This is a genomic window from Termitidicoccus mucosus, from assembly GCF_038725785.1.
Classification (GTDB): domain Bacteria; phylum Verrucomicrobiota; class Verrucomicrobiia; order Opitutales; family Opitutaceae; genus Termitidicoccus; species Termitidicoccus mucosus.
The window spans coordinates 1,832,834-1,857,125 of the sequence record NZ_CP109796.1 but is presented as its reverse complement, the minus strand read 5'-3'; the positions used below and the strand labels follow the sequence as shown (position 1 = coordinate 1,857,125).

General features: G+C 63.5%; 11 protein-coding genes. 9 read left to right on the top strand and 2 right to left on the bottom strand.

Annotation, left to right across the window (positions count from 1 at the left end; all coding sequences use genetic code 11):
• Positions 1–319 precede the first annotated feature (319 nt).
• Positions 320–6,688, top strand: coding sequence for an autotransporter-associated beta strand repeat-containing protein (locus OH491_RS06245; protein ID WP_068771829.1), 6,369 nt, complete (start codon positions 320–322; stop codon positions 6,686–6,688).
• On the opposite strand, the gene OH491_RS06240 is transcribed toward OH491_RS06245, so the two are convergent.
• Positions 6,669–6,899 (bottom strand): hypothetical protein, encoded by a 231-nt coding sequence (locus tag OH491_RS06240; RefSeq protein ID WP_145928976.1) that lies wholly within the window; start codon positions 6,897–6,899, stop codon positions 6,669–6,671. The two genes, OH491_RS06245 and OH491_RS06240, sit on opposite strands and share 20 nt — an antisense overlap.
• Between OH491_RS06240 and OH491_RS06235 the strand changes: the two genes are divergently transcribed.
• The 5 genes from OH491_RS06235 (at position 6,898) to OH491_RS06215 (ending at position 16,965) form a co-directional block, all read left to right on the top strand.
• Positions 6,898–10,713, top strand: a complete 3,816-nt coding sequence (locus OH491_RS06235; protein ID WP_068771830.1) for an autotransporter outer membrane beta-barrel domain-containing protein — start codon at positions 6,898–6,900, stop codon at positions 10,711–10,713. The genes OH491_RS06240 and OH491_RS06235 overlap by 2 nt on opposite strands.
• Before the next feature lie 151 nt (positions 10,714–10,864).
• On the top strand, positions 10,865–13,144 hold the full coding sequence (locus OH491_RS06230) for a TonB-dependent siderophore receptor (protein ID WP_145928977.1): 2,280 nt from the start codon (positions 10,865–10,867) through the stop codon (positions 13,142–13,144).
• A gap of 116 nt (positions 13,145–13,260) precedes the next feature.
• Entirely contained in the window at positions 13,261–14,778 is a 1,518-nt protein-coding gene (locus OH491_RS06225; RefSeq protein ID WP_068771832.1) for a sialate O-acetylesterase, read from the top strand.
• Positions 14,779–14,934: 156 nt separating this feature from the next.
• Positions 14,935–15,900 (top strand): D-2-hydroxyacid dehydrogenase, encoded by a 966-nt coding sequence (locus OH491_RS06220; protein WP_068771833.1) that lies wholly within the window; start codon positions 14,935–14,937, stop codon positions 15,898–15,900.
• 132 nt (positions 15,901–16,032) lie between these two features.
• Positions 16,033–16,965: a dihydrodipicolinate synthase family protein gene (locus tag OH491_RS06215; RefSeq protein ID WP_068771834.1), complete on the top strand. Its 933-nt coding sequence runs from the start codon at positions 16,033–16,035 to the stop codon at positions 16,963–16,965.
• 279 nt (positions 16,966–17,244) lie between these two features.
• Here the strand turns inward: OH491_RS06215 and OH491_RS06210 are convergent, their stop codons facing one another.
• Positions 17,245–18,618, bottom strand: a complete 1,374-nt coding sequence (locus tag OH491_RS06210; protein WP_145928978.1) for a hypothetical protein — start codon at positions 18,616–18,618, stop codon at positions 17,245–17,247.
• Between the two features lie 180 nt (positions 18,619–18,798).
• Here OH491_RS06210 and OH491_RS06205 point away from each other — a divergent pair, with 180 nt between their 5' ends.
• The 3 genes from OH491_RS06205 to OH491_RS06195 all read left to right on the top strand — a co-directional run bounded on the left by OH491_RS06205 (position 18,799) and on the right by OH491_RS06195 (position 24,239).
• Entirely contained in the window at positions 18,799–19,911 is a 1,113-nt protein-coding gene (locus OH491_RS06205; RefSeq protein WP_145928979.1) for a mandelate racemase/muconate lactonizing enzyme family protein, read from the top strand.
• Positions 19,912–20,337: 426 nt separating this feature from the next.
• Entirely contained in the window at positions 20,338–23,532 is a 3,195-nt protein-coding gene (locus tag OH491_RS06200) for a sensor histidine kinase (RefSeq protein ID WP_068771837.1), read from the top strand.
• A complete protein-coding gene (locus tag OH491_RS06195) occupies positions 23,529–24,239 on the top strand; it encodes a response regulator (protein ID WP_068771838.1) in 711 nt (236 codons plus the stop codon). The genes OH491_RS06200 and OH491_RS06195 overlap by 4 nt, the downstream gene beginning before the upstream one ends.
• The last annotated feature ends 53 nt before the right edge of the window (positions 24,240–24,292 follow it).

Below are 24,292 nucleotides of genomic sequence, written 5' to 3'. Positions count from 1 at the left end.
ATCCACGGTGCATCCCCGAGGTGTGGTCTGCCTCGCAGACCACCCATTTGCCGTTGTGCGTCCGCGGTGGCGGAAATTGACTGCCGCATTCCTTCCAATGCCGTTTCGCGCCCCGATGCCCGGCTCAATCCCCGCCCATTGGTTTCTCCCACCAGAAAGCCTCCCTGCCAGACACACCTCGAAAAACGACCGTCCCGCATGAGAGAAAGGGCTCTAAAACTGACATGGAAACGCGGAAAATGGAAAAACCATGAAATCCCCCCGATCCTTCCCACGCTTTCGCGGCCAAAAAGCAGCATCTTTTTATATAACCGCATTTATGAAAAAACACCTTTTGCCCATCTTTCGGAACGATGCCGGGAAACGCCGGTGTGACCGCCTGCTGGTTGCGCTGGCGCTGGCGGCAACGCTTCCGCACGCCGCGCCGGCGCAGTCCACCTCGGTGACCGCCAGTTCGACCGTGACGACGCGGGAGGTTGTGGTTGCCGGCGCGTCGCGCGCGTATGAGATTGCCGACGACGTGACGCTCACCTTCGCCGTGCCCGGCGTCGGCGCTGCCGCCGGCGGCGCGCTCAATGTCGCCGCGGGCGGCACCCTGACCATCGGGCCGTCCGCCGCCAGCGGCACCGTGATTTTCAAGGGCAACGCGGTCAGCGGAGGCAATGGCGGTGCCATCTCGAACGCCGGCTACGCCTCCATCGCCAACGCGCTGTTCGCCAGCAACACTACCACCGCCACCACCAGGCAGGGCGGGGCCATTGCCAGCACCGGCACGCTGGTGTTGAGCAAGGTCCGGTTCGAAAACAATTATGCTTCGACTGCCGGTGCAAGCGTCGGCGGCGCCATTTACTTGGATGGAGGACTGGCGGTCAGCAAACTGTCAGTGATTGATGGCGAGTTCATTAACAATGTGACCACCAGTCAGGCCGGGGCTATTTATATAATGTCAGGCAGCGCTTATCTTGAGAATGTGAGCATAAAGGGGAATGCCAACGCGACTGCGGGCGTGGCCGGGGCGCTGATGATAAGGGACGCCAATGGAAGCGCCACTTTCGTGAACGTGGCTTTCGAGGACAACCATGTGCTCGCCAGCGGCGGCGGCATCGCGGGTGCCATGCGCAATGCCGGCGCGCTGGATATGACCGGCGGAAAGTTCACGGGCAATTATTCGGGCAACACCGGTTACGCGGGCGCCCTGCATGTCAGCAGCGCCGTGGCGGACGGCACCAGACTGACCGGCGTTCTTTTCGAGGGCAACCGCGCCGGGACCTACGGCGGCGGCCTCGCGCTCACCTCGGCCCCGGCCGGCGGCATCGAATTGAACAATGTCATCTTCAAGGACAACTGGGCCGGCACCTTCGGCGGGGCGGTGGAAGCTCACGCCGCCGGTAGCAACATCAATTTCAACCTCACGGCCTCGGGTGGCACCACCAGCTATGCCTACACGGGGAATTTCGCCGGACTGAACGCCACGCCATCCCAGGCGGAAATGACCAGCGGCACCGCTGCGTTTGCCGCCAACGCCGCTGGAGGCGGGTTCTATTATGCCGCAAACAGTGGCACGGCGCGTTTTAATATAGCGGACGGCGTTTCGCTGACCATCGGATCCGCCGCCAATGTCAATCATGACAGTCTGGCTTCGGCGGATGCCGCTGCCGGGCGCGCGGCTAGGTTGATCAAGGATGGCGGCGGCCTGCTGGTATTAAACGCCGACAATTCCTATTGGCGCGGCTCGTTTGATGTCACCAGCGGCACCGTGCTGCTGGGCAACGCGGACGCAAAACTCGGCGGGAAAGTCACCATCGCCAGTGGCGCCACGTTTGGAGGCTCGGGCACGCTGATGACGAACAGCGCGGCGGCGGGGCTCACCGTGCTCGACGCCCAGGCCGGCTCCACTTTGCAAATCGGCGCCGCCGGCGGCGCCGCGCCGGAGTCGCTGACCGTGGCTGGCACGCTCGCGCTGGCGGTGGGCGCGACGCTCGATTATGACTTGTTCGGCAGCACCGGTGCCGACCTGCTCGTCGCCGATTATATCAACGTCCTCGGCACCGGCACCATCCGCCTCGGCGCACTGGCCAGCGGCACCTACACGCTCGCGCGCTGGACCGGCGGCACTGGCGACGTGGCGGCATGGGCGGCCAATGTTGTCACCGATGTGCAGGCCGGGCGCAATTTTACCGGCGCGGTCACGGTGCAGGGCGGCACGACACTCCAACTTACAACATCGTTTGATAATGTCGCGCTCATCTGGACGGGGGTGACCGGCACGCTCTGGAATCACGAGCAGGAAAACTGGTCGGGCGCGGGGGGCGTGACGAAATTCATCAACCGCGACACCGTGACCTTCGACCAGACGGGCGCAAACCGCACCATCGAGGTCGCCGCAGGCGGGGTTTCCGCGGCAGCCATGAACGTCAGCGGCAGCACCGATTATAATTTTATCGGTGGAGGCGTCGCGGTGACGGGCACTTTGATAAAAACCGGCACGGGCCGGCTTACCTTAAACAACACGGGTGTGAACAGTTTTGGAAAAATCAGCCTGCGCGAGGGCGAACTCGCCATTTCCAGCACCGGCCAGCTCGGCGGCGCGCTCACGAACGTTCTTGATTATGGCAACACCCAGGCCACGACCTTCGGTGGCGTCGGCCCCGCGCGCATTATTATAAACGGCGGCGTTGTGTTCGATGGAGGCGGACGCTTGCTGGCGGGTGGCTCCACCAAGCGCGACGCCGGCTTCCTCGTCGCGAACGGCGGGATGCTGACCATTAAAAACTTCACCGCGCCGGAGGGCGCGACCGGACACAGCGGTTTCTTCTACGTGGGCGCGGCGACGGGGCTGATCATGGGACCGGAGACCGCTGGCGGCAGCGGCAAAATTCTTTTTGAAAACAATTCCGCCGCGACCGCCAACGTTGACGCCGCGCAGGGCGGTGGCGTGATGCTCGTGGCCGGCACAGCCGCGCTCACCAACGCCACCTTCCTCGGCAACCAAGCCGCCCACGGCGGCGCGCTCACCACCGGCGCTGCCGCCGCCGTGCTCACGCTCACCGACGCCGTTTTCACCAGCAACACCGCCGCGCAAAAAGGCGGTGCGCTCAACAACGCCCTCGGCGTCGTCAACCTCGCCGTCACCCGTTCCGGCACCACCGCCTACGAGGGCAACGCCGCCGCCACCGCCGCCGACGGTGGGTTTTTATATCAAGCCGCCAGCGGCACCGCCAATATAAACATCGCCGCCGGCTCCACGCTCGTGATTGGCGGGGTCGATGCCGCGAAGGACACCATCGGAGGCGCGGCCGGGGCGGTCTTGAACAAGTCCGGCAGCGGCGCGCTCGTGCTTCGCGCCGACAGTTCCGCCTATGCCGGGGTCACGACTGTCAATGCCGGCTCGCTCATCCTGCGCGGTGCCTCCGCGCAGCTTGGCGGTTCCATCATCGCCCGGTCGGGCGTGGTTCTCGGCGGCAGCGGCACGTTTGGAAATGTCACGCTTGAGGCGGGGTCGTCCCTCGACATCGGCGAGGATGCCACGAGCCGGACACTCTCGACCGGCACGCTCGCGGCGAACGGGGCGACGCTCAACTTCACCATCCTCGGCGGAGGCACCAGCGACCGGCTGAACGTCGCGGCGCTCGACGCAGGCAGCGCGGGCAACACTATAAATCTGGATCAGTTTTTCTCCGGCACCTATGATCTCGGGCAAAACATCGCCGGCCTCAAGTCCTCCACGCTCACGCTGCGCGGCGCCGACATCAGCAGCGGCGCGCGCCAGAGCGGTTCGCTTTCCGATAATGGCGCCAGTCTTCAACTGGAGCTGACCGCCGATGCGAGCCGCGCGCTGACGTGGCAGGGCATTGCCAGCGGCACATGGGCGGCCTCCGGCTCAAATTGGTCGACCGGCGATGGCGGATTCAGCGGACTTTTTGCCGATGGCGACCGGGTCGCGTTCGGCGACGCTGCCGCGCCCCGCGACATCACCATCGGCAGCGGCGGCGTGACGGTTGCGGAAATGGTGGTGGACACCACCGGCAGCCATGCCTTCCACGGAGGTGGAATCCTCGCCGATGTTTCGTATTCCAACGGCACCGGCTTTCTTGCGGGCGGCACCAGCAGCAAGCTCATCAAGAACAGCACCGGCACTCTGGTCTTCAAAAACAGCGCCAATACCTTCAGGGGCGGCATCGACCTCAACGCAGGAGCGATCGAGTTCACCGATGGTGCGCAACTCGGTGTCGGCGGGGGCGCGGCCATCACGGTGTCCGGCTCCGCCACGCTCAGGCCGCTTGCCAGTGCCACGCTTTCCAGCGATCTCGCCCTCGCTGCCGGTGCCACCGCCATCATTGATGTGACGAATGCCGGACACTCTTTCACCTACAACGGCGCGAGCAGCGCCGCCGATGCCGCCGCGACACTCGTAAAGACCGGCGCGGGCTCGCTCACGCTTTCCGGCAGCGCCGCGCTCGGGCATGGCGCCACGCGCATCGACGGCGGATTTGTCTTTTTGCGCGACATCGCATCGCCCGCCGATCTCGTGCATGCCTTTGATTTTAACGGCGGCTGGCTCGATCTCTCCGACACCACCTACACCGGCGACGAGGCCGGTGCCAACGATTGGGCGCGGCTCACGTTCAGCGGCAGCAGTGGCGGCGTGATCGGACGCAATGACAAAATCACTCTCGGCGCGGGCGACGCGGCCTTCGGTATCGGCAGTGCGGGCGACGCCAGCAAACAAGGTGTCTTTGTTGTGATCGACGCGGGCGCGGGCAACACGGCCAGGATGACCGGCGGCAATTTTTATGTCGGCAACACCCGTGTGCTCAGCGGCACGCTGGAAGTTTCCGATGACAGCCAGCTCGGTCTCCAATCCGCGCATCGCGAAGTCATCCTCGACGGCGGCGCGCTTTCGCTCGCATCCGCGTTCAACAGCACGCGTGCGCTTGAGGTGGGCGGCTCGAACGGGGCGGTTAATGTGGCGGGTTTCGCGAGTGCGACTTGGGAGGGCAATATCTCTGGGGCGGGCAAACTCATCAAGACCGGCGGCGGCGAGCTTGTCCTTTCCGGTTCGAACCGCCACGCGTCCACCGAGATTGCCGACGGCACGCTCGCCGCCGGGGCGTCCGGCGCCCTGGGATCGGGCGTGCTGCGGGCCACCGGCTCGGCGGCGCGTCTGCGGACCGCCGCCGATGAGCTTGTGATCGCCAATGCCATCGAACTCGGCGCCAATGCGCTCGTGATCGACACCGACGGACGGGCCTCGACTTTCTCCGGAGCGATCAACGGCTCCGGCCCGCTCACCGTCGCCAACGCCGGCGCTGCCACGCTCACGGGCGCGAACACGCTTGGTCGCGTCATCGTCAGCCAGGGCGCGCGCCTCATCGCGACGGGCAACTACAGCGCGCTCGGCGGCACCGGCGTCGATGTCGAGGTGAATAATGCCACGCTCGAAATCGCCACGATCAACACGGTCGCGCGCAGCGTCGCGGTCAACGGCGGCGTGCTGCTTTTCACCAACGCGGACACGCTCAACGCCAACTCCGCCATGCTGCGCGCGAGCGGTTCGGTCACGTTTGCCGGCAGCGCCACCATCGCGCTGGGCGGCGTGGCGCTTGCCAGCGGCAAACAATACAAACTCATTGATGCAGGCGCGCTGCCTGGCATCGAGACGGCAGCATTCGACGCAGGGGCGCAAAACGCCGGGGTCGATATCGTGCCGCTTGCCGCAAACGGCGAACTCATCATCGCCGGCCTCAACCAGGCGGTGAATCCCGGCAAGGATATCGCCGCGGCGTTTGATGCCATGTCCGCCGCCACCGGCGCGGTCTATTCGCGTCTCAGCGAGAGTTTCCTGCTGCCTGTGCTTGATCGCCGGCCCGGTGATTCCGCAAACAATTTCTGGTTGCGCGGCATCGGTTCCTTCGCGGACTTCGACGGTGGCGCGGACAAGATCGGCCATCGCGACGACACCTACGGCGCCATGGTCGGCTACGATCATGTTTTTGGCCGGCTCCTCGTCGGTCTCTATGCCGGCTACGCCAGCACCAAGATCAAAACTGACAACCGTGCGGAGACCGATGCCGGCCAGCCGCACGGCGGCGTTTACACCGCCTGGCGGATGGGGCCGGTTTATCTCGCCGGCGACTTCATGATGGGCGCGTTCGACGCCGACACCATCCGCAACGAAGGCGGCGGCCAGGCCAAGGGCTCGTATAAAGCCGGCACCCTCGGCGGCTCGCTCGAACTCGGGATGGCGCTCGGCACGTGGGAGGGCGGATCGGTGAAGCCCGCCGTGGCTGTCCACTACATGCGCTTCAAATACAAGGACCAGGCGGAGACCGGCCCGGGCGCGGTGGAAATCGCCGATTTCACCACCGACCGCCGGGACGGGTTTGCGAGCGTGCAGTTCACGCAGGCATTCACGGCCCCGTGGAACCGGCCTGCCATGGTGGACTTCCTCGTCGGAAAGCGTTTTTCATTTGGCGACAAGGAGACCTCGGTGACCGGCGCTTTTGTTGACGGCGGCGGCTATTTCGATGCCACGGCCGACCGCTACGAGACCGATGGATTTCTGGTCGGCCTCGGCGCGCGTTTTGCATTGGGCAAGCACGCCCTGTTTTCCGTGGCCTACGATTACGAGCTGGGAACCGATTACGGCCGCCACAGCGTCGACGCCGTCATCCGGCTTCACTGGTAACCATTAAAACCAAACCATTTATTTTGAACAGCAAAGACGCAAAGCCCGCAAAGTTGCGCAAAGAATCTTTTTCCCAAAAACTTCGCGTCCCTTGACACCCTTCGCGTCTTCGCTGTGAAACAAAACCGAACCAAAAAATTAACCACGGAGCAGCGGTGTTCATTAATACCGCTGCTCCGTGGTTAAATAAAAACCCACCCTTTCCCGTCATGAAACATTTGCAAATATCCCCCGTCCCGCTCGCGCTGTCCTGCCTGCTCGCGTTTGCCGCCGCCCCGCTGGCCCGCGCGGCGGTTTATACGCAGGACCAGATCATCAGCGACCGCACGGTCATGACCGCGGCGAGCCGGTCCGTGCTCGATTATTATATCAACGACGGCGTGACCCTCACTTTTACCGGCACGTTTGACGCCAGCGGCGGAATGTTTGACATGACGGCGGGTACCACACTCACCATCGGTCCCAATCCCGATGCGGCGGACCTCACCGGCTTCGCCCTCTTCAAGGATATCTGGGTGACAGGCCATGCTGCCGGGATCCGCAACACCGGCGGCTTGGTGCGGCTGACCAACGCGCGCTTTGAAAATGTGCATGGCCAGGCTGTCGCGGTGGCCGGCGCCTTTTTTAACAACGCCACCACCTCGCTTGCATATTTGGATCATGTTGACTTTGTGGATTGCTACAGCGGCAACGCCGGCGCCATCCGCAATTCCGGCACGCTCACGCTCACGGACGGCTCGTTTGTGGGAAATTACGCAAACTATGATGGCGCCAACGGCTACGCCGGCGCGTTTCATAACAACGGCGCGGCGGCAAACACCGTGTTGACCCGTGTCGCCTTTACCGCCAATCGCGCCCGCAATCACTCCGGCGCGATTTACAGCGCGGCGGGCGCGCTCACGATGAACAACGTGACCTTCAACGACAACTGGGCCGGCACCCTCGGCGGCGCCTTGCGTGTGATGAACACCGTGACGCTCAACCTCACGCAGCAGGGCGCGGTCAGTCGCTACGATTTCACCGGCAATTTCGCCGGTAGCGGCACCGATGTGCGCCCGATCGAGGATGTGCAAAGCGGCAGCGCCAGCTTCGCCCCCGCCGCCGCCGGAGGCGGATTCCTATACGCCGGCAGCGTGAACACGAAATTTTATCTCAACATCGGCGCCGGCGTCACCCTCGCCATCGGCGACACTGACGGGGCGGACAAGGCCGTCGATTCCATCGCCAGCGGCGTGGTCACCTCCAATATATACAAGGAGGGAGCGGGTGATTTGATATTAAATGCCGATAATTCCTGGTATTCGGCCAACACCACGGTGAGCGCGGGCCGCCTGCTGCTGGGCAACGACGGCGCGAAACTGGGCGGCAAAATCACCGTGGCGGGCGGCGCGACTTTCGGTGGCGCGGGCACGCTCACGACCAGCGGCACCGTCACCACCACCCCCACCGCCAGCGTCACCGTCGCGGCGGGGGCGACCCTTCAGGTCGGCCTCGCCGACCGCGCGACGGAAAAACTCTCCATCAACGGCAACCTTGCCCTGGCCGACTCCACCCTCGCTTTCGTCGCATTCGGCGGCACCCATGCGACCAAACTGGAGGCGCTGTCCTACTCCGGCACCGCGCCCGTGAAGGTTGACTTGCAGGGTTTCAGCACCGGCACTTACAACCTCGGTTCCTTCGCCAGCGGCACCGTCCCCTACAGCTTCCTGCTCAACGGCGTCGCGGCGGCGCCGGGCGGACGGCAGACCGTGACCGATGTCTCCAGCGGCGGCAGCCTCATCGTGGATTATTACGCCGACACCGCGCGCGTGATGACATGGACGGGTGCGTCCGGCAACATATGGGACGGCGCGGCCAACAACTGGCAGGGTTCCGCCGCCGCCACCAAATTTGCCGGTGGTGACGCGGTCGTGTTCAACGCCGCCGTTGACAGTACCATCGCCATCACCAACAGCGCGCGCGTCAGCGGCATCGTCGTGGACGGCGCGGCGGTCACCACCTTCCTCGGCGGCGGCATCATCGCCACCGCCTACGCCGGCGGCGACGCCGAGGCCGCCGTGCTGAGCGCGGGCGGGCGCCTGGTCAAAAAGGGCGCTGGCACGCTGGTGCTGGCCAACGAGGACAATGTTTTTCATGGCGGCATCGAGCTGGCCGCGGGGGCGCTGGAGTTTTCCCGCGCCGGACAAATCCAGACCGGCACGGCGGCGCTCCGCGTCACCGGTTCCGCGACCCTCCGCGCCCGGGGCGGCGCCGACATCGAGACCGTCATCGAGCTCGCCGGTGCCGGCATCGCGATGGAAATGGACACCGGCACCAGCACGGTGCGCCACACGCTCGGGAAAATCACCGGGGCGGGGTCGTTGCTGAAAACCGGCGCCGGCGCGCTCGTTCTGGCCACGGCCAACGACTACGCGGGCGGCACCACGTTGCGGGAGGGCGTGCTGCGGATCGCCGACCGCCGTGCGCTGGGGACGGGCGCGCTCGTGGTCGGCAGCACCGGCGCCGTGCTGGAGCTCGACGGGGAGTTTTCCGCGGGCAACGCCATCGACCTCGGCGGCCGCGCCCTGGAGGTGCGCAATGCCGGCGCGGCAGCCGCCACGCTGGCCGGCTCCATTTCGAACGGCTCGCTGGTTATCGGGGCGGGCGGCGCCGGCGCGGTGAACCTCGCGGGGAACAACGCGTTTTCCACCTTGCAGGTTCGCAGTGGCGCGCGTGCCGCCGTCATCGGCGCGCGGGGCATCGCCGGCGCGCACGCCACCGTCAACACCGGCGGGCGGCTGGATGTGCGCACGACCGGCGTGCAGGCCGCCCAAATCACGGTCCAGCCGGGGGCCGTGTTGTCCTTTGCAGATATCAAGACTACTTCCCCTTTCCTCGTCGTTGACCATCTGCTCGTGCTGGAGGACCAATCCGTGGTTGCACTCGCCAAGGCGCCCTCCAGCAAGCTCTGGCTCGCCGCCACTGGCGACGGCGTGCTCGACAACGGCGCGCGCCTCGATGTCGGCCCGCGCACCAGCGACTTCGACCTGCTCGTCGAGGGCAACAACCTCTACGCCGTCAACATCAACTGGGCGGCCAACCCCGGGCGCGACATCGTCGCGGCGTTCGACGCGCTCGCCGCCCTCACCGGCGCGGTTTACTCGCGCCTCGACGAGGGTTTCATCCAGCCGCTCGTCGCGCGCCGGCCAGGCGCTCCGGAGAACGGATTCTGGTTCAAGGGCTTCGCCTCCATCGCCGATTACGACGGCGGGGACGGCAGGATCGGGCACAAGGACGACACGCGCGGCGGCATGGCGGGTTATGACAAAATGCTTTCCGAGCACCTCCTGCTCGGCGGCCATCTCGGCTATTCCCGCAGCTCCATCAAAACCGGCAACGGCTCCGTGACCGATGCCGACCAGCCGTGGCTCGGTCTCTACGGCGCGATGAAATTCGGCGCGTTTTATTTCGCCGCCGACCTCGCCGCGGGCTCGGTGGATGCCGACACCATGCGTCCCGAGGGCGCCGGCAACTTTGTCTCCGGCTCCTACAAGGCCGTCACCCTCGGCGGCGGCGGCGAGATCGGACTGATCCTGCCTCTCTGGTCCCGCGCCACGCTCAAGCCCGCCGCCGCCGTCCACTATATGAACTACGCCTTCAAGGACCACGGCGAAAGCGCCCCGCAGGGCATCGGCGCGGTCATCGTGGACGACTTCACCACCGACCAAGTGGAGGGCCTTGCAAGCCTGCAATTCACCCAGCAGTTCACCACGCCCTGGAAAACCCCCGGCATGTTCAATCTCCTCGCAGGCTGGCGTTGCGCGCTGAAAGATGAGGCCACGGTGTTGTCCGCCCGCTTCGCCGAGGATGTGAACGAGTCGGTCACGATCCTGGGCGATGTGTATGACCGGGACCGCCTCAACCTCGGCTTCGGCCTGCGCGTGGCGCTCACCGGCAGCGCGTTCCTCACGCTCGCCTATGACTACGAGATCGGCAAGGACCTCGACCGCAGCACCGTCAGTCTTGGCGCATCCTGGAGCTGGTAGCGTGAATTTATAAAACCATTATTTTGAACAGAAGAAAACAAAGATAACCAAGTTCCGAGCGAAGCGAGATGCCTGACATACCATAATATAAAAATGTCTTCTTCGATCCCTTCGTTTTCTTCTGTTCAATAAAAAAACAATCTTGAAAAACATGAAACCTCACTTTCTTCACTTTCCGCCGACCCTGGCCCTGCTTGTCTGTTTTCTTCCCACCGCATGGTCGCAACAAACGACCGCCAGCGGCACCACCGCGCCCGACGAGGAGGTGTTTCAAATGCAGGCTCTCGACGTCACCAGCAGCCGCGACGTCGGCTACATCTCGCAAAACGCCGAGAGCGCCACGCGCATGAACGTTCCCATCGCCGACGTACCCCAGAGCATCCTCGTCTTCAACCAGGAGTTCCTCCAGGACATCATGGCCGAGAGCATTGAGGACGTCGCCATGTATGACCCCACCGTCAACGCCTACAGCGACAACGACGACTTCACCATGCGCGGCATCGGCGGCAACGCGCGGCTCCGCTCCGGCGCCAATTACTTCAACGGCTTCGAGCAAATCCCCGGCCTCGGCTCCCAGACACTGGTCAACACCGAGCGTGTGGAAATGCTCAAGGGGCCCAACGCCGTGCTCTACGGCACCGGCGCCTTCGGCGGCACCATCAACCGGGTCTCCAAAAAACCCACCAGCCGCAAATTCACCAGAGTCACCGCCGGCCTCGACTCCGAGGGTTACTACTCCGTCGCGGTTGACGACAATTCCCCCGTCGTCCCCAGAAAATACGCCTACCGCATCAACGCCATGTGGGGCGACGGCGAGACGTGGTATGGGATGCAACGCAACTCCGTCGTCTTCGCGCCGGGCATTTCCTGGAACATCACCCCGCGCACGATCCTGATGGTTGAATATACGTTCCAGAAGCAGAAGCAGCCCGCCAACTGGGAATTTCCGGTCTGGGGCGGTGACATCCTCAATATCGTCACCCGCATCGACCCCTCCGATGTCGGCATCCGCCACCGTGTAAACCCGCGCCGCTACCTGGCCGAGCCGGGCGACTTCCGCAATGTTTACCGCAATATATTCTACGCCGACTTCCGCCACGAGTTCTCCAGAAATCTCATCTTCCGCGCCATGGCCAACGCCGAGTCCCGCAAGATCGAGTCGAAGGAAACGCTGATTGAAAGCTGGATCGTCACCATGACGGAGGACGACGCGTGGGTGCGCCGCTACTTCCGGCAAAACGACTCCGACTGCCTCAACTACCGTCTGCGCGGTGAGCTGATCGCGCAGTTTCCCACCTTCGGCCTCGGTCACAAAATGGTCTCCGGCCTGGGCTGGGACAAGGGCCGCTGGGATTATTTGCAACTCCGCTCCCTGAACAGCGACCAGACCGCCAACCCGGAAATGGGCCTCTATCCGTTCCCTTCCATCAGCATGCTTACCGGAGAACGGCGCCGGACGATACCCGAGGTGAATTTTCAGGCGCAGCCCTTCACGGATTACACCCAGGACATGGATTCGCTCTCCGCCTATGCGAGCGATCTGATCACGCTGGTGCCGGACCGCCTCATCCTGCAGGCGGGACTGCGCTATATCACTTTCAAGCAGACACGGGATTACGCGACCTCTCCCGAGGACAATTACACCATCACCGAGGACAAGTTCACCCACAGCGTCGGACTGGTATGGCATCTGACAAAAAACAGGGCGTGGACGCTGTATGCCAACCACTGTTTCACCTACAAGCCCAACTCGCAGGTTGATGATGACGGCGAGGAAAGCGATCCATTGGACTCCATGACTGCCGATCAAAACGAGATCGGGTTGAAATATGTGTATAAGGACAAGTTCTCCGCCTTGCTAAGCTACTACGACATCAACCAGAAAAACACTCCTGAGTCCTACATCGAGTATGCGGTCAATCCCGACGGCTCCAACATTTCGCGCACCCGCTGGGGGCTCATCAAGGGGCTGCGCAGCCGCGGCGCGGAGATGAACTTCCAATGGAATGCCTCCGAGGAATTGTCACTGTTCGGCGGCTATGGCTACAACCATTGCGTCAACGAGGACACCGGCGCGCGCCATTATTACGCGCCCATGCATTCCTTTTCCGCCTTCGGCCGGTATGGAATCCGGCGCGGCGCGCTCAAGGGACTGTCGTTCAACCTCGGCTTCATCTGGAGGTCCTCCACCGTCCTGCAATATCAAGCCAGCACCGCGCTGGCCGACCGCCCGATGTGGAGCGTGCCTTCGTATCAAAGCATCAACGCGGGCGTGTCCTATGGTTTCCGGACGAGCCGGAAAGTGCGCTGGTCGGTCGCCTTCAAGCTCTCGAACGCAACGGATCACCTGAACTTCTACAACACCTACAACACCCGCGCCTCGCTTCAGGCCCCCCGCACCTGGACGCTCTCCCTGGTGAGTTCGTTTTAACTGCGGCTGACCATGCCTGCGGCTTTTTCTGGAACGCTGTGCCACTGGTCGCTTTCATCGCACTCCATCAATATCGTTATGATGGGCCAAATGATATTGGTTCGCTTATATAAATCATGAAAAATCTGCTCCCCTGTCTGCTGATTGCAGTGTTCTCCCTCTTGGTCGTCGCCGTGCGCGGCGACGTCGCGCTCGCGACCGTGTTTGGCGACAACATGGTGCTCCAGCGCGGGCGTCCGGTCAGCGTCTGGGGCAAAGCCGCCTCCGGCGAAAAAGTCACCGTAGCCTATGCGGGGCATGAGGCGGTGGCCACGGCGGGCGAGGACGGCAAGTGGCTCGCCCTTCTCCCCGCACTGCCGCCCTCCGCATCTGGCGAACTGGTGGTGAAAGGCGGCAACACCCTGCGCCTGCGGAATGTCGCCGTCGGCGATGTGTGGATTTGCGCGGGCCAGTCCAACATGCGCTGGACCGTGGGGGAATCCATGAATGCGGAGGCGGAAATCGCGGCGGCGAGCCATCCCGCCATCCGGCATTTCCACGTGCCGTCAATGGTGAAGGACGAGCCCGGCGACGACGTGCGCACGACCGCCGGCTGGCAGGTGTGCTCGCCGGAGACCGTCGGCGCGTTCACCGGCGCGGGTTATTTTTTCGCCCGGGATCTCCAGCCGGAAATCGGCGTGCCCGTCGGCTTGGTGAACATTGCCGTCGGCGGCACCGCCATCGAGTCGTGGATGAGCGCGGACGTGCTGGCCGCGCCGGTCTTCACGCCCATCCGCGCGCGCTGGCAGCGTTACGTCGAGACCTATCCCGCGCGCAAAGCCAAATACGAGCAGTTGATTAAAAAATGGAAGGCCGATTATGCCGCCGCCCAAGCTGCCGGCAAGCCCCCGCCGCCCAAGCCCCGCGCCCCGCAGGGGCCCGGCACCAATGCGCAGCTTTCCGGTTTATACAACGGCATGGTCGCCCCGCTGCACCGGCTGGCATTTGCCGGTATCATCTGGTATCAGGGCGAAGGCAACGCACCGTTCTGGCAGCATTATGAAAAGCTTTTCGGCGCCCTCATCGCGCAATGGCGGCGGGATTTCGTGCAGCACGACTTCCCGTTTTATTTTGTGCAGCTTGCCAATTATGGGGCGAAACCGCCCGAGCAGCAGACTTATGTGCATATCCGCGAAGCCCAGGCAAAGGCGCTCATGTTTCCAAAGACGGCCATGGCCACCGCCATTGACATTGGCAACCCCTCCAATGTGCATCCCCTGAACAAACAGGAAGTGGGCCGCAGGCTGTCACTTGTCGCGCGTGCGCTGACATATGGCGAAAATATCGAGTACTCCGGCCCCGTGTTCGCGTCCCATAAAATCGAGCGTGATACGATCTGCCTGTCTTTCGGGCATGCCGCCGGGCTGGAGTTGAGAAAAGGGCAGGGAGGCGTGTCATTTGAAATTGCGGGAAGCGACAGAAAATTCGCTGCCGCGCAGGCCCGTGTTGATGGGGACGCCGTCATTGTCAGTTCTCCCGATGTGCGCAAGCCCGTTGCCGTCCGCTACGCGTGGCACAATACGCCCGATGCCATTTTATATAATGGCTCGAATCTTCCCGCTTTTCCATTCCGCACCGACGACTGGGATTATTGAATGACGTGGAACCATTTGATATCACAGCGAAGAACATGAAGGGCGCGAAGAGGATTTCCGACGATGCGTTGTCTTTCTTCGCATCCTTCGCGGTTATAAAAATCCCTTTTCGCATTCTTCGCGGTTCAACAAGAAACTTTTCCTCTATTCCGACCCATGACGAAAAAACTGAAACTATACGCCAGTCACGACGCCTTTTATGCGGACGCCGCGCCGCGCGCGCGCTTTGAAAAAGCCTGCGCGGAGCTGGAGGTGGAGCTGACTTGGCTGCCGCAGGACACGCCCGAGGCCGAGGCCCGGGCGGAGCTCAACCGCAGCGACATCGCGCTGGGCTGGCCGGAGCCGAAATGGGTGCTGGAAAGCAGCATCGCCTATTTCCAGTGCGGGAGCACCGGTTTTGAAAAATACGTGGGCAAGGGGTTGGAGACCAAGCCGCATTTCGTGATGTGCAACGCGGCGGGGACGATGTCCATTCCGGTGGCCGAGCACGGCATCGCCTTCATGTTCGCCGGAGCGCGCCACTTCGCGGAGCACGCCGTGGACCAAACGCAAAAACGCTTTGAACGCCGTCCGCCTTATCGCGAGATCGCCGGCGCCACCGCGCTGGTCTGCGGTCTCGGCAACATCGGCACCGAAATCGCCAGCCGCTGTCGCGGCCTCGGCATGGATGTCATCGGCGTGGATATAAAAACGACGCATCCGCTCGCATCGGAAATTTTCCCGATCGAGCGCCTCGGCGAGGCTGTCGCGAAGGCCGACCACGTTTTTTGCGTGCTGCCGCTGACGCCGCAGACCACGGGCATTTTCAACAAAACAATCTTCGCCGCCATGCGCCCCGGCACATGCTTCTACGCCCTTGCGCGCGGCGCGCATTATGTCGCCGCCGATGTCGCCGACGCGCTGCACGGCGGGCGGCTCGCCTTTGCCGGGCTCGACGTGTTCACCGAGGAGCCGCTCAACCCGGACAGCCCGCTGTGGACCGCGCCTAACTGCCTGCTCACGCCGCATTGCAGCGGGCGCGGTGTCCGCGAGCACGAGCGGCTGGCCGACCTCGCCATCGACAATCTGAAAAAATTCAAGGCGGGCGAGCCCTTGCGCAACACGGTGATGAAAAACAACTGAGCGGAATTTTAACCGCGGATGAACGCGAATAAACGCAGATTAAAAACCATTTTATCAAATCATTCTTGTTGGGATTTAACTTTCTTGTCTGTGTCCATCTGCGGTTAAAAACAATTTTCAATCTTCAACTATATGAATCCGTTATCCTCATCCGAAATCCGCGGAAACTGGGCCACGCTGCTCCTGCCCGTCCGGCCCGACGACAGCATCGATTACGAGCTGCTGTCTGCGGAAGTGGATTATTTTATAACCGCCAAGGTCAACGGCATCTACTCGAACGGAAGCGCGGGCGAGTTTTATGCGCAGACCGAGGATGAGTTCGACAAAATCAACGCGCTCCTGGCCGAAAAGTGCAACGCCGCGGGGATGTCCTTCCAGGTCGGTGCCGCGCACCCGTGCGCGCAGACTGCTCGGGAACGGCTCCGGCGCGCGAAGGCATTGCGGCCGTCGGCCTTCCAGGTTACGCTGCCGGACTGGTTCCCGCCGACCCTGGACGAGATCCTGCGCTTTCTCGAAGTGATGGCGGTGGAGGCCGCGCCGATCCCGCTGATCGTGTATAATCCTCCGCACGCGAAACGCAAACTCACGCCCGCCGAGTGGGCGAAGGTCGCGGACCGCGTCGCCGGCGTGGCGGGGATGAAGGTGCCCGGCGGCGACGAGGCGTGGTATGAGGCGATGCGCCCGCTCATGACGCGGCTTTCGATTTTCATCCCCGGGCACTTCCTGCACGTCGGCCTCGGGCACGGCGCGCACGGGGCGTATTCCAACGTGGCCTGCCTGAGCCCGAAGTTTGCGCAGCGCTGGTACGAACTCTGCGTGAGCGACCCGGCCGCGGGAGCCGCGCTGGGCAAACGCATCGCGGCGTTCTGGGCGGGGAACATCGCGCCGGTGATCACCCAACACGGCTTGAGCAACATGGCGGCGGACAAGACGGCGGCGGTGGCGGGAGGCTGGCTGCCGGGGCTCACGACGCGGCTGCGCTGGCCCTATGGGTTCGCGCCGGACGACCTGGCGAGGAAGATCGGCGCAACCGCCCGCGCCGAACTCCCCGAGGCTTTTATATAATCCCAAAAACGCGGACGGGTTAACCGCAGAGAAACGCGGATAGACCAAACTTTTAAAACCGCGAAGGACGCGAATAAACGCGAAGAACCGGCTTCGACATTTGGTATAGTGTTTTCATTTAACATTGACGGGGCAGCACCGGTAGGGCGAAGCTCTCCGGCAGAGCCGCGGCTCGGCGGGGATGCCTCACCCTACCATTTGCGCCAATGTTTAGAAAAATACTATATTATTCGCGCCCTTCGCGTTATTAAACTGGATTTTTGGCGGTTTCCCATAATATCACGCGAGCCTGGCCTTTCGCCAGGCGTCCGCGAGCGCGGGGGTGTCGAGGGTGCGGCTGAGCCGGAAAATGCTGCACGGTTTCCGCCTCCAGCCGGCATAGATGAAAATATGCTGTTGCTTGCGTTTCAGGTCGATGATCGTGCCGCCGGGGTGCATGCCGTCGCGCTCGGAGTTGCGACTGTAGCCCTGGCGCTCGACCAGGGTGCATTCGAAACGCCACGTGCTGGAGCCGGCGAGCAGTTCATCCGGAGAAATGCTCCATAGGTTCAGGGTGTTGACCCGGTTTGCCGGGTTTTTGTCATCGGTTTTGCCGGTGCGCCCCTCGCCGCCGCCGCGGCGGTGGCTGTGCAGGCACTCGATGCGCTTTGTGACCGGGTTGTAACTCACATCGGCGGTGTCGTGGCAGTCGAAACCAAAGGCGGGATTGCCCGCGATATTGGTTCGGGCGGTGGTAAAGCTGACCTCGGAGAATGGAGCGCCCTTCGTATGCCTATATACATGCTGGGTATGGCAGTAATATCCTTCCTCGTTGAGGGCAAAATCCTGCACATATTCGCGGGAAATCATCACCATGTGCCCGTCGCCCCAGGTGGCGACGGCGGGCTCGACGCTCCGCGCGTGCGCGGTGTTGACCCAGACGCGTTGCTCCCAGGTTTCGCCGGCATCGAGGCTGCGCACGAGCCAGTTGCGGCGGGCCGAGGGATTCTTTTGCTGCCCCAGCGCCGCCACGAGACCGAATTCCGGATGCTGGATCAAACGCGGCCCGCAATGAGCCGCGCCGTCGAGCTTCCCAGCCAGCGCCCCATCCACGGCGCGCCAGGTTTCGCCGCGATCATCCGACACATAAACTTGTTTTGGCACGCCGGTGGCAAGGGCCACGACCCGCTCCTTCCCGTCGGCCTTGAGGGCGGCTCCGACACAGTGCATGCCATCCGGCGGGCCCAGCCGGTTGCGGGCGGTAAACGGATCGGCGGGATGCCAGGCGAGCAGATCATCGGACGTGATGGCGTAGCGGCCCGACGGCATCGGGCGCTCGGTCAGACGCCCGGCCAGAATGTGGCCTCCCTCGGCACGATGAAAAACGACCACCGCGCGTCCGTCGGAGAGTTGCGTGGCCACGGGAAAACCCAGGTGGCTGATATCTCCCTCGGGAGCGGCCAGCACGGGCAGGATTCCGAGGAGCCCCTTGCCCTTCAGGGACGCCATGTAGTTGCGCCATCGGGGAGTGAGCCCCAGTTGCTGGGCCGGGGACGGCGGTTTGGCGGCGGCGGTGCCCGCGCTTTGCGCGAACAGGGGAGGGAAGAGGGGCGTGGCGGCGAGAAAGGCCGCGGTTTTGATAAAATCACGCCGAGTATTTTGGGGCATTTTCATGGGAATGGTCCGTTGCGATTTTGCGGTGTTCATAATGTGGGGGAGAGTCCCTTGCGCGGCAACCTGCGATGAGTGATATGGCGAGCATACCACTTTGTTGTGATTGAGGGCCGGAAGCGCGGTTCATTGGCTGGCATCGGCTTCAATCCGGCCCGCCAATTCAAAATAATACTCCCCGCCATGAAAATTAACTCCATTTCGATTCGTCTGATTCGTCGCAGCGCCGAGCTCTGGCATGCGCCGCGTCCTGTTCCGGCTGATGATTTTCCCTATTTCGATTTTCCCCTCGTCACCGTCGGCACCGACGAGGGCGTCGAAGGATACACGATGGAGTATTGTCCGCTCGGCCAGGGGCGGGCCACGGCCTATGGGCTGAAAGATATATATTCAATCGACCTGCTGGGCCAGAACCCGCTGCATCATGAGAAAATATGGCAGCGCCTGCGCGCGAAGCAGCGCCATCTCTATAATGTCACGCCATCCATGTGGTCCACGCTCGATGTCGCCTTATGGGATATCAAGGGCAAGGTGGCCGGACAATCCATAGCGTCGCTGCTCGGGCAGTATCGCGACCGGGTGCCCCTCTACGCGACATGCGCCCCCCAGACCATCACGACACCCGATGAGGTCGGCGAAGCGGTGGCCGACAAGATCAAGCAGGGGTTTGCCGGGGTGAAGCTGCAGTTTAATGGCGGCGCGGCCCGTGACATTCCCCGGCTTCGCCGGGCGCGCGAGGTCGCCGGCCCCGGTTATCCCCTCATGGTGGATGCGGCGGCCGGGCTGATGTTTGAGGATGCGCTCAAGATCGGCCATGTGCTCGACGAGCTCGACTACGAATGGTTTGAGGAACCGTTTTCGGATGCCAACGTGCTCATGTTGAAAAAGCTGTCGGATACGATCCGAACCCCGGTGCTCGCCGCGGAGACGGTGTCGCTTTTCGAGTTGCCTCATTACATGATCGGCGGAGCGGTCGATCTTGTGCGCGGGGACGCGCATCACAAGGGCGGGATCACCGGCATCATGAAGGCGCTGGGCATGTGTGAGATGATGGGCTACGGCCTGGAGATCCACACGGCGGCCACGCCGCTTCACGATGTCGCGAATCTCCACGTCGGTTGCGCCACCCGGCTTTCCCGGTTTCTGGAAAGTCATCATCCCATGTTCCGTTTCGGCCTGAAAAACGATCCGCTGCGCGTGCATCCCGACGGTTGCCAGCATGTCCCGAACGGCCCGGGCCTTGGGGTCGAAATCGATTGGGACTGGGTGGACAACCATACCGTCGAGGTTATTTAGAGCACCTGACAAGGGCAGGATTACCCATGGCTCGGAAGGCACGGAGGGCCGCAAGCATGGCCATGTCTCCGCGCTCCAGTGTTCCGCTGTTTCTTTGCCTTGTGATACCATTTCCAAACGAGATTTATCCTTTTGGAGGGACGACCTCCGTGCCGTTCGGATCGGGTGGCATGGGCGTCTCGCCCATGCCACCCAATCCCACGGGTGAGACGCCCGTGCCACGCAAACCACGCGGAAGGACGACACGAAGGCCATCTCTCCAAAAAGACAGAGGCTGCTAAAGTATAATTTCCATTCGAAATTGGTATGAATCATTGAGTCTTCGGCGGGGGCCGAGGAAAAACTTGTCTCGTTGGACAAAGCGGGCGACAACTTGCCCGCGTGTGCCGCGCACGGTTTCGCCGCATGACAAGTTTTTCTCCCCTGATGTCATCTTCGTTTTTCCCCGGTCGTTTCTTCGCCCGTCCGCCCGTGGCATGTTGCGCCGCCGCGCTGGCCTTGGTGATCGTGGCCGCGCGCGTGTTCGCAGCCGGGACGGCCGTCGAATACTCGTTGCGCGAATGGCATGTGAGCGACGGTTTGCCGGACGAGGTTGTCCACGAGGTCGTGCAGGATTCGCAGGGATACCTCTGGGTGGCGACCGAGAGCGGCATCGCTCGTTTCAATGGCCTGCGTTTCGACAGCTACTCGCCCCCGGAGCGTCCGGATGAGCCGGGATTCGCCGCAAGCCCGCGTTCCAGTCCGGGCGCGGCGGCACGCGGCGTCCCGGCCATCGTGCATCATCCGGAATACGGCCTGCTGTTCGCATATGGAAATGGTGACATCTGGCAATGGACGGGCGCGGAGATGCGCGAGTCGCCGGTCGCGAATCATTTCTCGAAGGGGAGAATCGCCTCGTTGTTCGTGCAGGCGGACGGCGCGCTTTGGGCGAATTTTTCCGATGGAAGGCTGGAACGATTGCGCGATGGGCGCGTGGTCGAGGTCCGGCTGGGCGACGCAAAACCGCCCGCGGTCAATCCGGTCACGTTTGCCGATGACGGCGAGGATGGCCTGTGGATCGCGAGCAGGGCGGGGTTGTTTCATTTTAGTCCGGAGACCGCTCCGGACAGCACGGCCGGGGCGCGCGCCGGCGTGATCACGCTGGCATCGGCGACGGCGTATTCTGACGAGGGCGATGTGTGCATCGCCTCGAGCCGCAGCGGGAAGCCGTGGATCATCACGCGCGACGCGGCCGGGCGCTGGGATGGCCGGCGCATCATCAACGACGTGCCGCTGTCGCGTCTGCTCGGCGCGCATTATGTGCACGAGCTGGCGGAAGACCGCGCCGGCAACCTCTGGGTGGGCACGCGCTCCCAGGGCGCCTACGTGGTCAAGGCCGACGGGAGCGGTTTCCAGATCGCGCCCGCTTCGCATCGCACGGTGCGGTCGTTGTGCGAGGACAACGAGGGCAACATCTGGCTCGCGACCAACGGCGGCGGACTCGACCGCCTGCACGCGAAACTTTTCCGTCTTTATGACTCGAATGCCGGTCTCGACGACGATCTCACGTTCACGGTCTGCGAGGACACGCAGGGCAGCGTCTGGTTTGCCAATCGCGACGGCGGCATGGCGCGCGTCAGGAACGGCGAGGTTTTTCGCGCTTTTCCCAAGTGGCCGAAGAGCGCGGCGGGGCGCGTCGCGCCGGATCGCGACGGCGGCGTCTGGTTTACGGCGGGGACCGGGCTGTTCAAGACGGATGTCTCCGGAGAGACATTCCGGCGTGTCGATCCGGTCCCCTTCAAAAACATCCGCGTCATGTTCGTGAGCCGCGCCAATGAGCTGTGGGTCGGCGGCGACGCGGGCGAACTTGGACGATTCGGGCCGGGTGGATTTGCCGTTTTCGATGCCGCGTCGGGATTTCCCGAGGGGCAGCGCCCGAGCTGCATCGCCGAGGACTCTGCGGGCCGCATCCTGGTCGGCACCAATGGCGGAAACATTTTCCGTTTGTCCCAGTCGGCACGCCCGCGGTTCGAATCGTTGCGCGCCCCCGGCAGCGCGCCGCTCGCGCCCGTGCGCATCCTGCTCGTCGATGAGCAGGACACGGTGTGGGTGGGCACCGGTGGCGCCGGGGTATATGTGATGGTCGCACCCGGCGGCGCCGCGCCCGGGGTGGGGGAGCATCATATCGACAAGGTATGCGGCCTGCCCGATGACGCGGTTTCGCAGATGCTTTTCGACGATCACGGCCGCGTGTGGTTTGGCTCGTCGTATGGCATATTCAGTGTCGAGCGGCGCGAAGTCATGGACTTCACGGCGGGACGCACGCGGCGCATTCACGCGGCGGTGTTCGGGAAAAACGAGGGGCTCGAACATTTGTCATGCCTGAATGGATACCAGCCTCATTGCTGGAAACGCCGCGACGGCATGCTTTGGTTCACCACGCGGCGCGGCGTGCTGGAGATCGACCCGCGCATCCTGCGCAGCGGCGGCAAACCGCCGGTTTTCATCGACCAGGTGAAAGTGAACGGCGTGGTCATGCCCCCCGGCGGCGCATCCGCGGCGCGCCCCGAGGCCCGCATACGCTCCGACAACCGCCGCATCGAGTTCCTGTTTTCCGCGCTCAATTTCACCGCGCCGGAGCGCACGCCCGTTCGTTACCGCCTCGATGGGTTCGACGAGGAGTGGATCGAGGCAGGCACGGCCCGCAGGCTCGTTTACCCGCGCTTGTATCCGGGAAAATACCGCCTGCGCATCGAGGCGGCCGACGACGAGGGCAGGTGGGACGAAGCCGCCCGCGACGGCGGCGATGGCGCGGCGGCGGGCGATCCCGCAAGCAGCGCATCGCTGACGCTCATCGTCGTTCCGTTTTGGTGGCAAACGCTCTGGTTTCGCGTTGCGCTGACGCTTGTGCTGGCCGCCATCCTGGTCGCGGGTGTGCGCGCATGGTCCTACCGGCGCCTCCGTCGCAGACTCGAGCGCACCGAGCGCGCGGCCTCGATCGACCGTGAGCGCACCCGCATCGCGCGCGACATCCATGACGATCTCGGAGCGAGCCTCACGCGCATCAGCCTGCTCTCGCAATCCGCCGCCACCGACGCGCCGACCGCGGAGGCGCAGCGCGAGGCCGACCGCGTTTGTTTCGATGAAATCCATGCGACCACCACTGCGATCACCCGCTCAATCAACGAGATCGTCTGGGCGCTCGACGCGCGCCACGACAACCTCGAAAGCATGGTCAGCTATTTCGACAGCCACGCGCAGCGTTTCCTCAGCCTCGCGAAAATCCGCTACCGCATGCACGCTCCTGCCCAACTGCCGGACCTGGCCGTGCGCAGCCGCGTGCGCCACGACCTGCTGCTCGCCTTCAAGGAGGCACTCAACAACGCCGCCAAATACGCGCGCGCCACCGAGGTGACCGTCACCTTCGAGATCGATTCGCGCGCGCTCGCCCTGACCGTCGCCGACAATGGGCGCGGCATGCCGCCCGACGGTGAAATCGCCGGCGCCGGCGGAGGCGGGCACGGTTTGCGCAACCTCGGGCTGCGCCTTGCGGCCATCGGCGGCGAAGCCACCGTGCGCGAGGGGAACAACGGCGGAATAGAGGTTGTATTGACGCTTCCCCTTGCCAGAGTCGCCCCATGAGCCCCGAGTCATCACACCCTGCGCCCGATGCCTCCGCCGGACCCATCCGCATCTCCATCGTCGAGGACGACTCGCAGACGCGCCGGATACTCGGCAACATCATCGGCCATGCGCCCGCGATGCGGCTCGTCAGCGATTTTCCCGAAGGCGAAAGCGCCATCGCCGCGCTGCCCGCGCAAAAGCCCGACGTCGTGCTGATGGACATCAACCTGCCGAAAATCAGCGGCGTCGAATGCGTGCGGCGTCTCAAGCCCCTGCTCCCGCAAACGCAATTCCTGATGCTCACCGTGTATGACGACACGGACAACATCTTCAATGCGCTCGCCGCCGGGGCGACTGGCTATCTGCTCAAGAGCACGAGCCGCGAGGAACTCATCGCCGGCATCCAGCAGGTGCACGAGGGCGGCTCGCCGATGAGCAGCGCGATCGCGCGCAAGGTCGTGCACTCCTTCGCGCAGCCGTCGGCGTCCGCGCCTGGTCCGGCGGGCTCGCCCGAGGCGGGGGCGAACCAGGAAATCGCCGCCCTCTCCGAGCGCGAACAGGAAATCCTCGGCATGCTGGCGCAAGGCTTCCTCTACAAGGAAATCGCGGACAAGCTGGGCCTGAGCGTGTTCACGGTGAAAACCTACACGCGCCGCATCTACGAGAAACTGCACGTGCATTCGCGCAGCCAGGCGACGGCGAAATATTTCCAGCGCCTCGCGTAGGCGCGGTATTCATTTGGCGGCAGGCACGAAGCCCCGCCGCCCGTGGCGCCCGT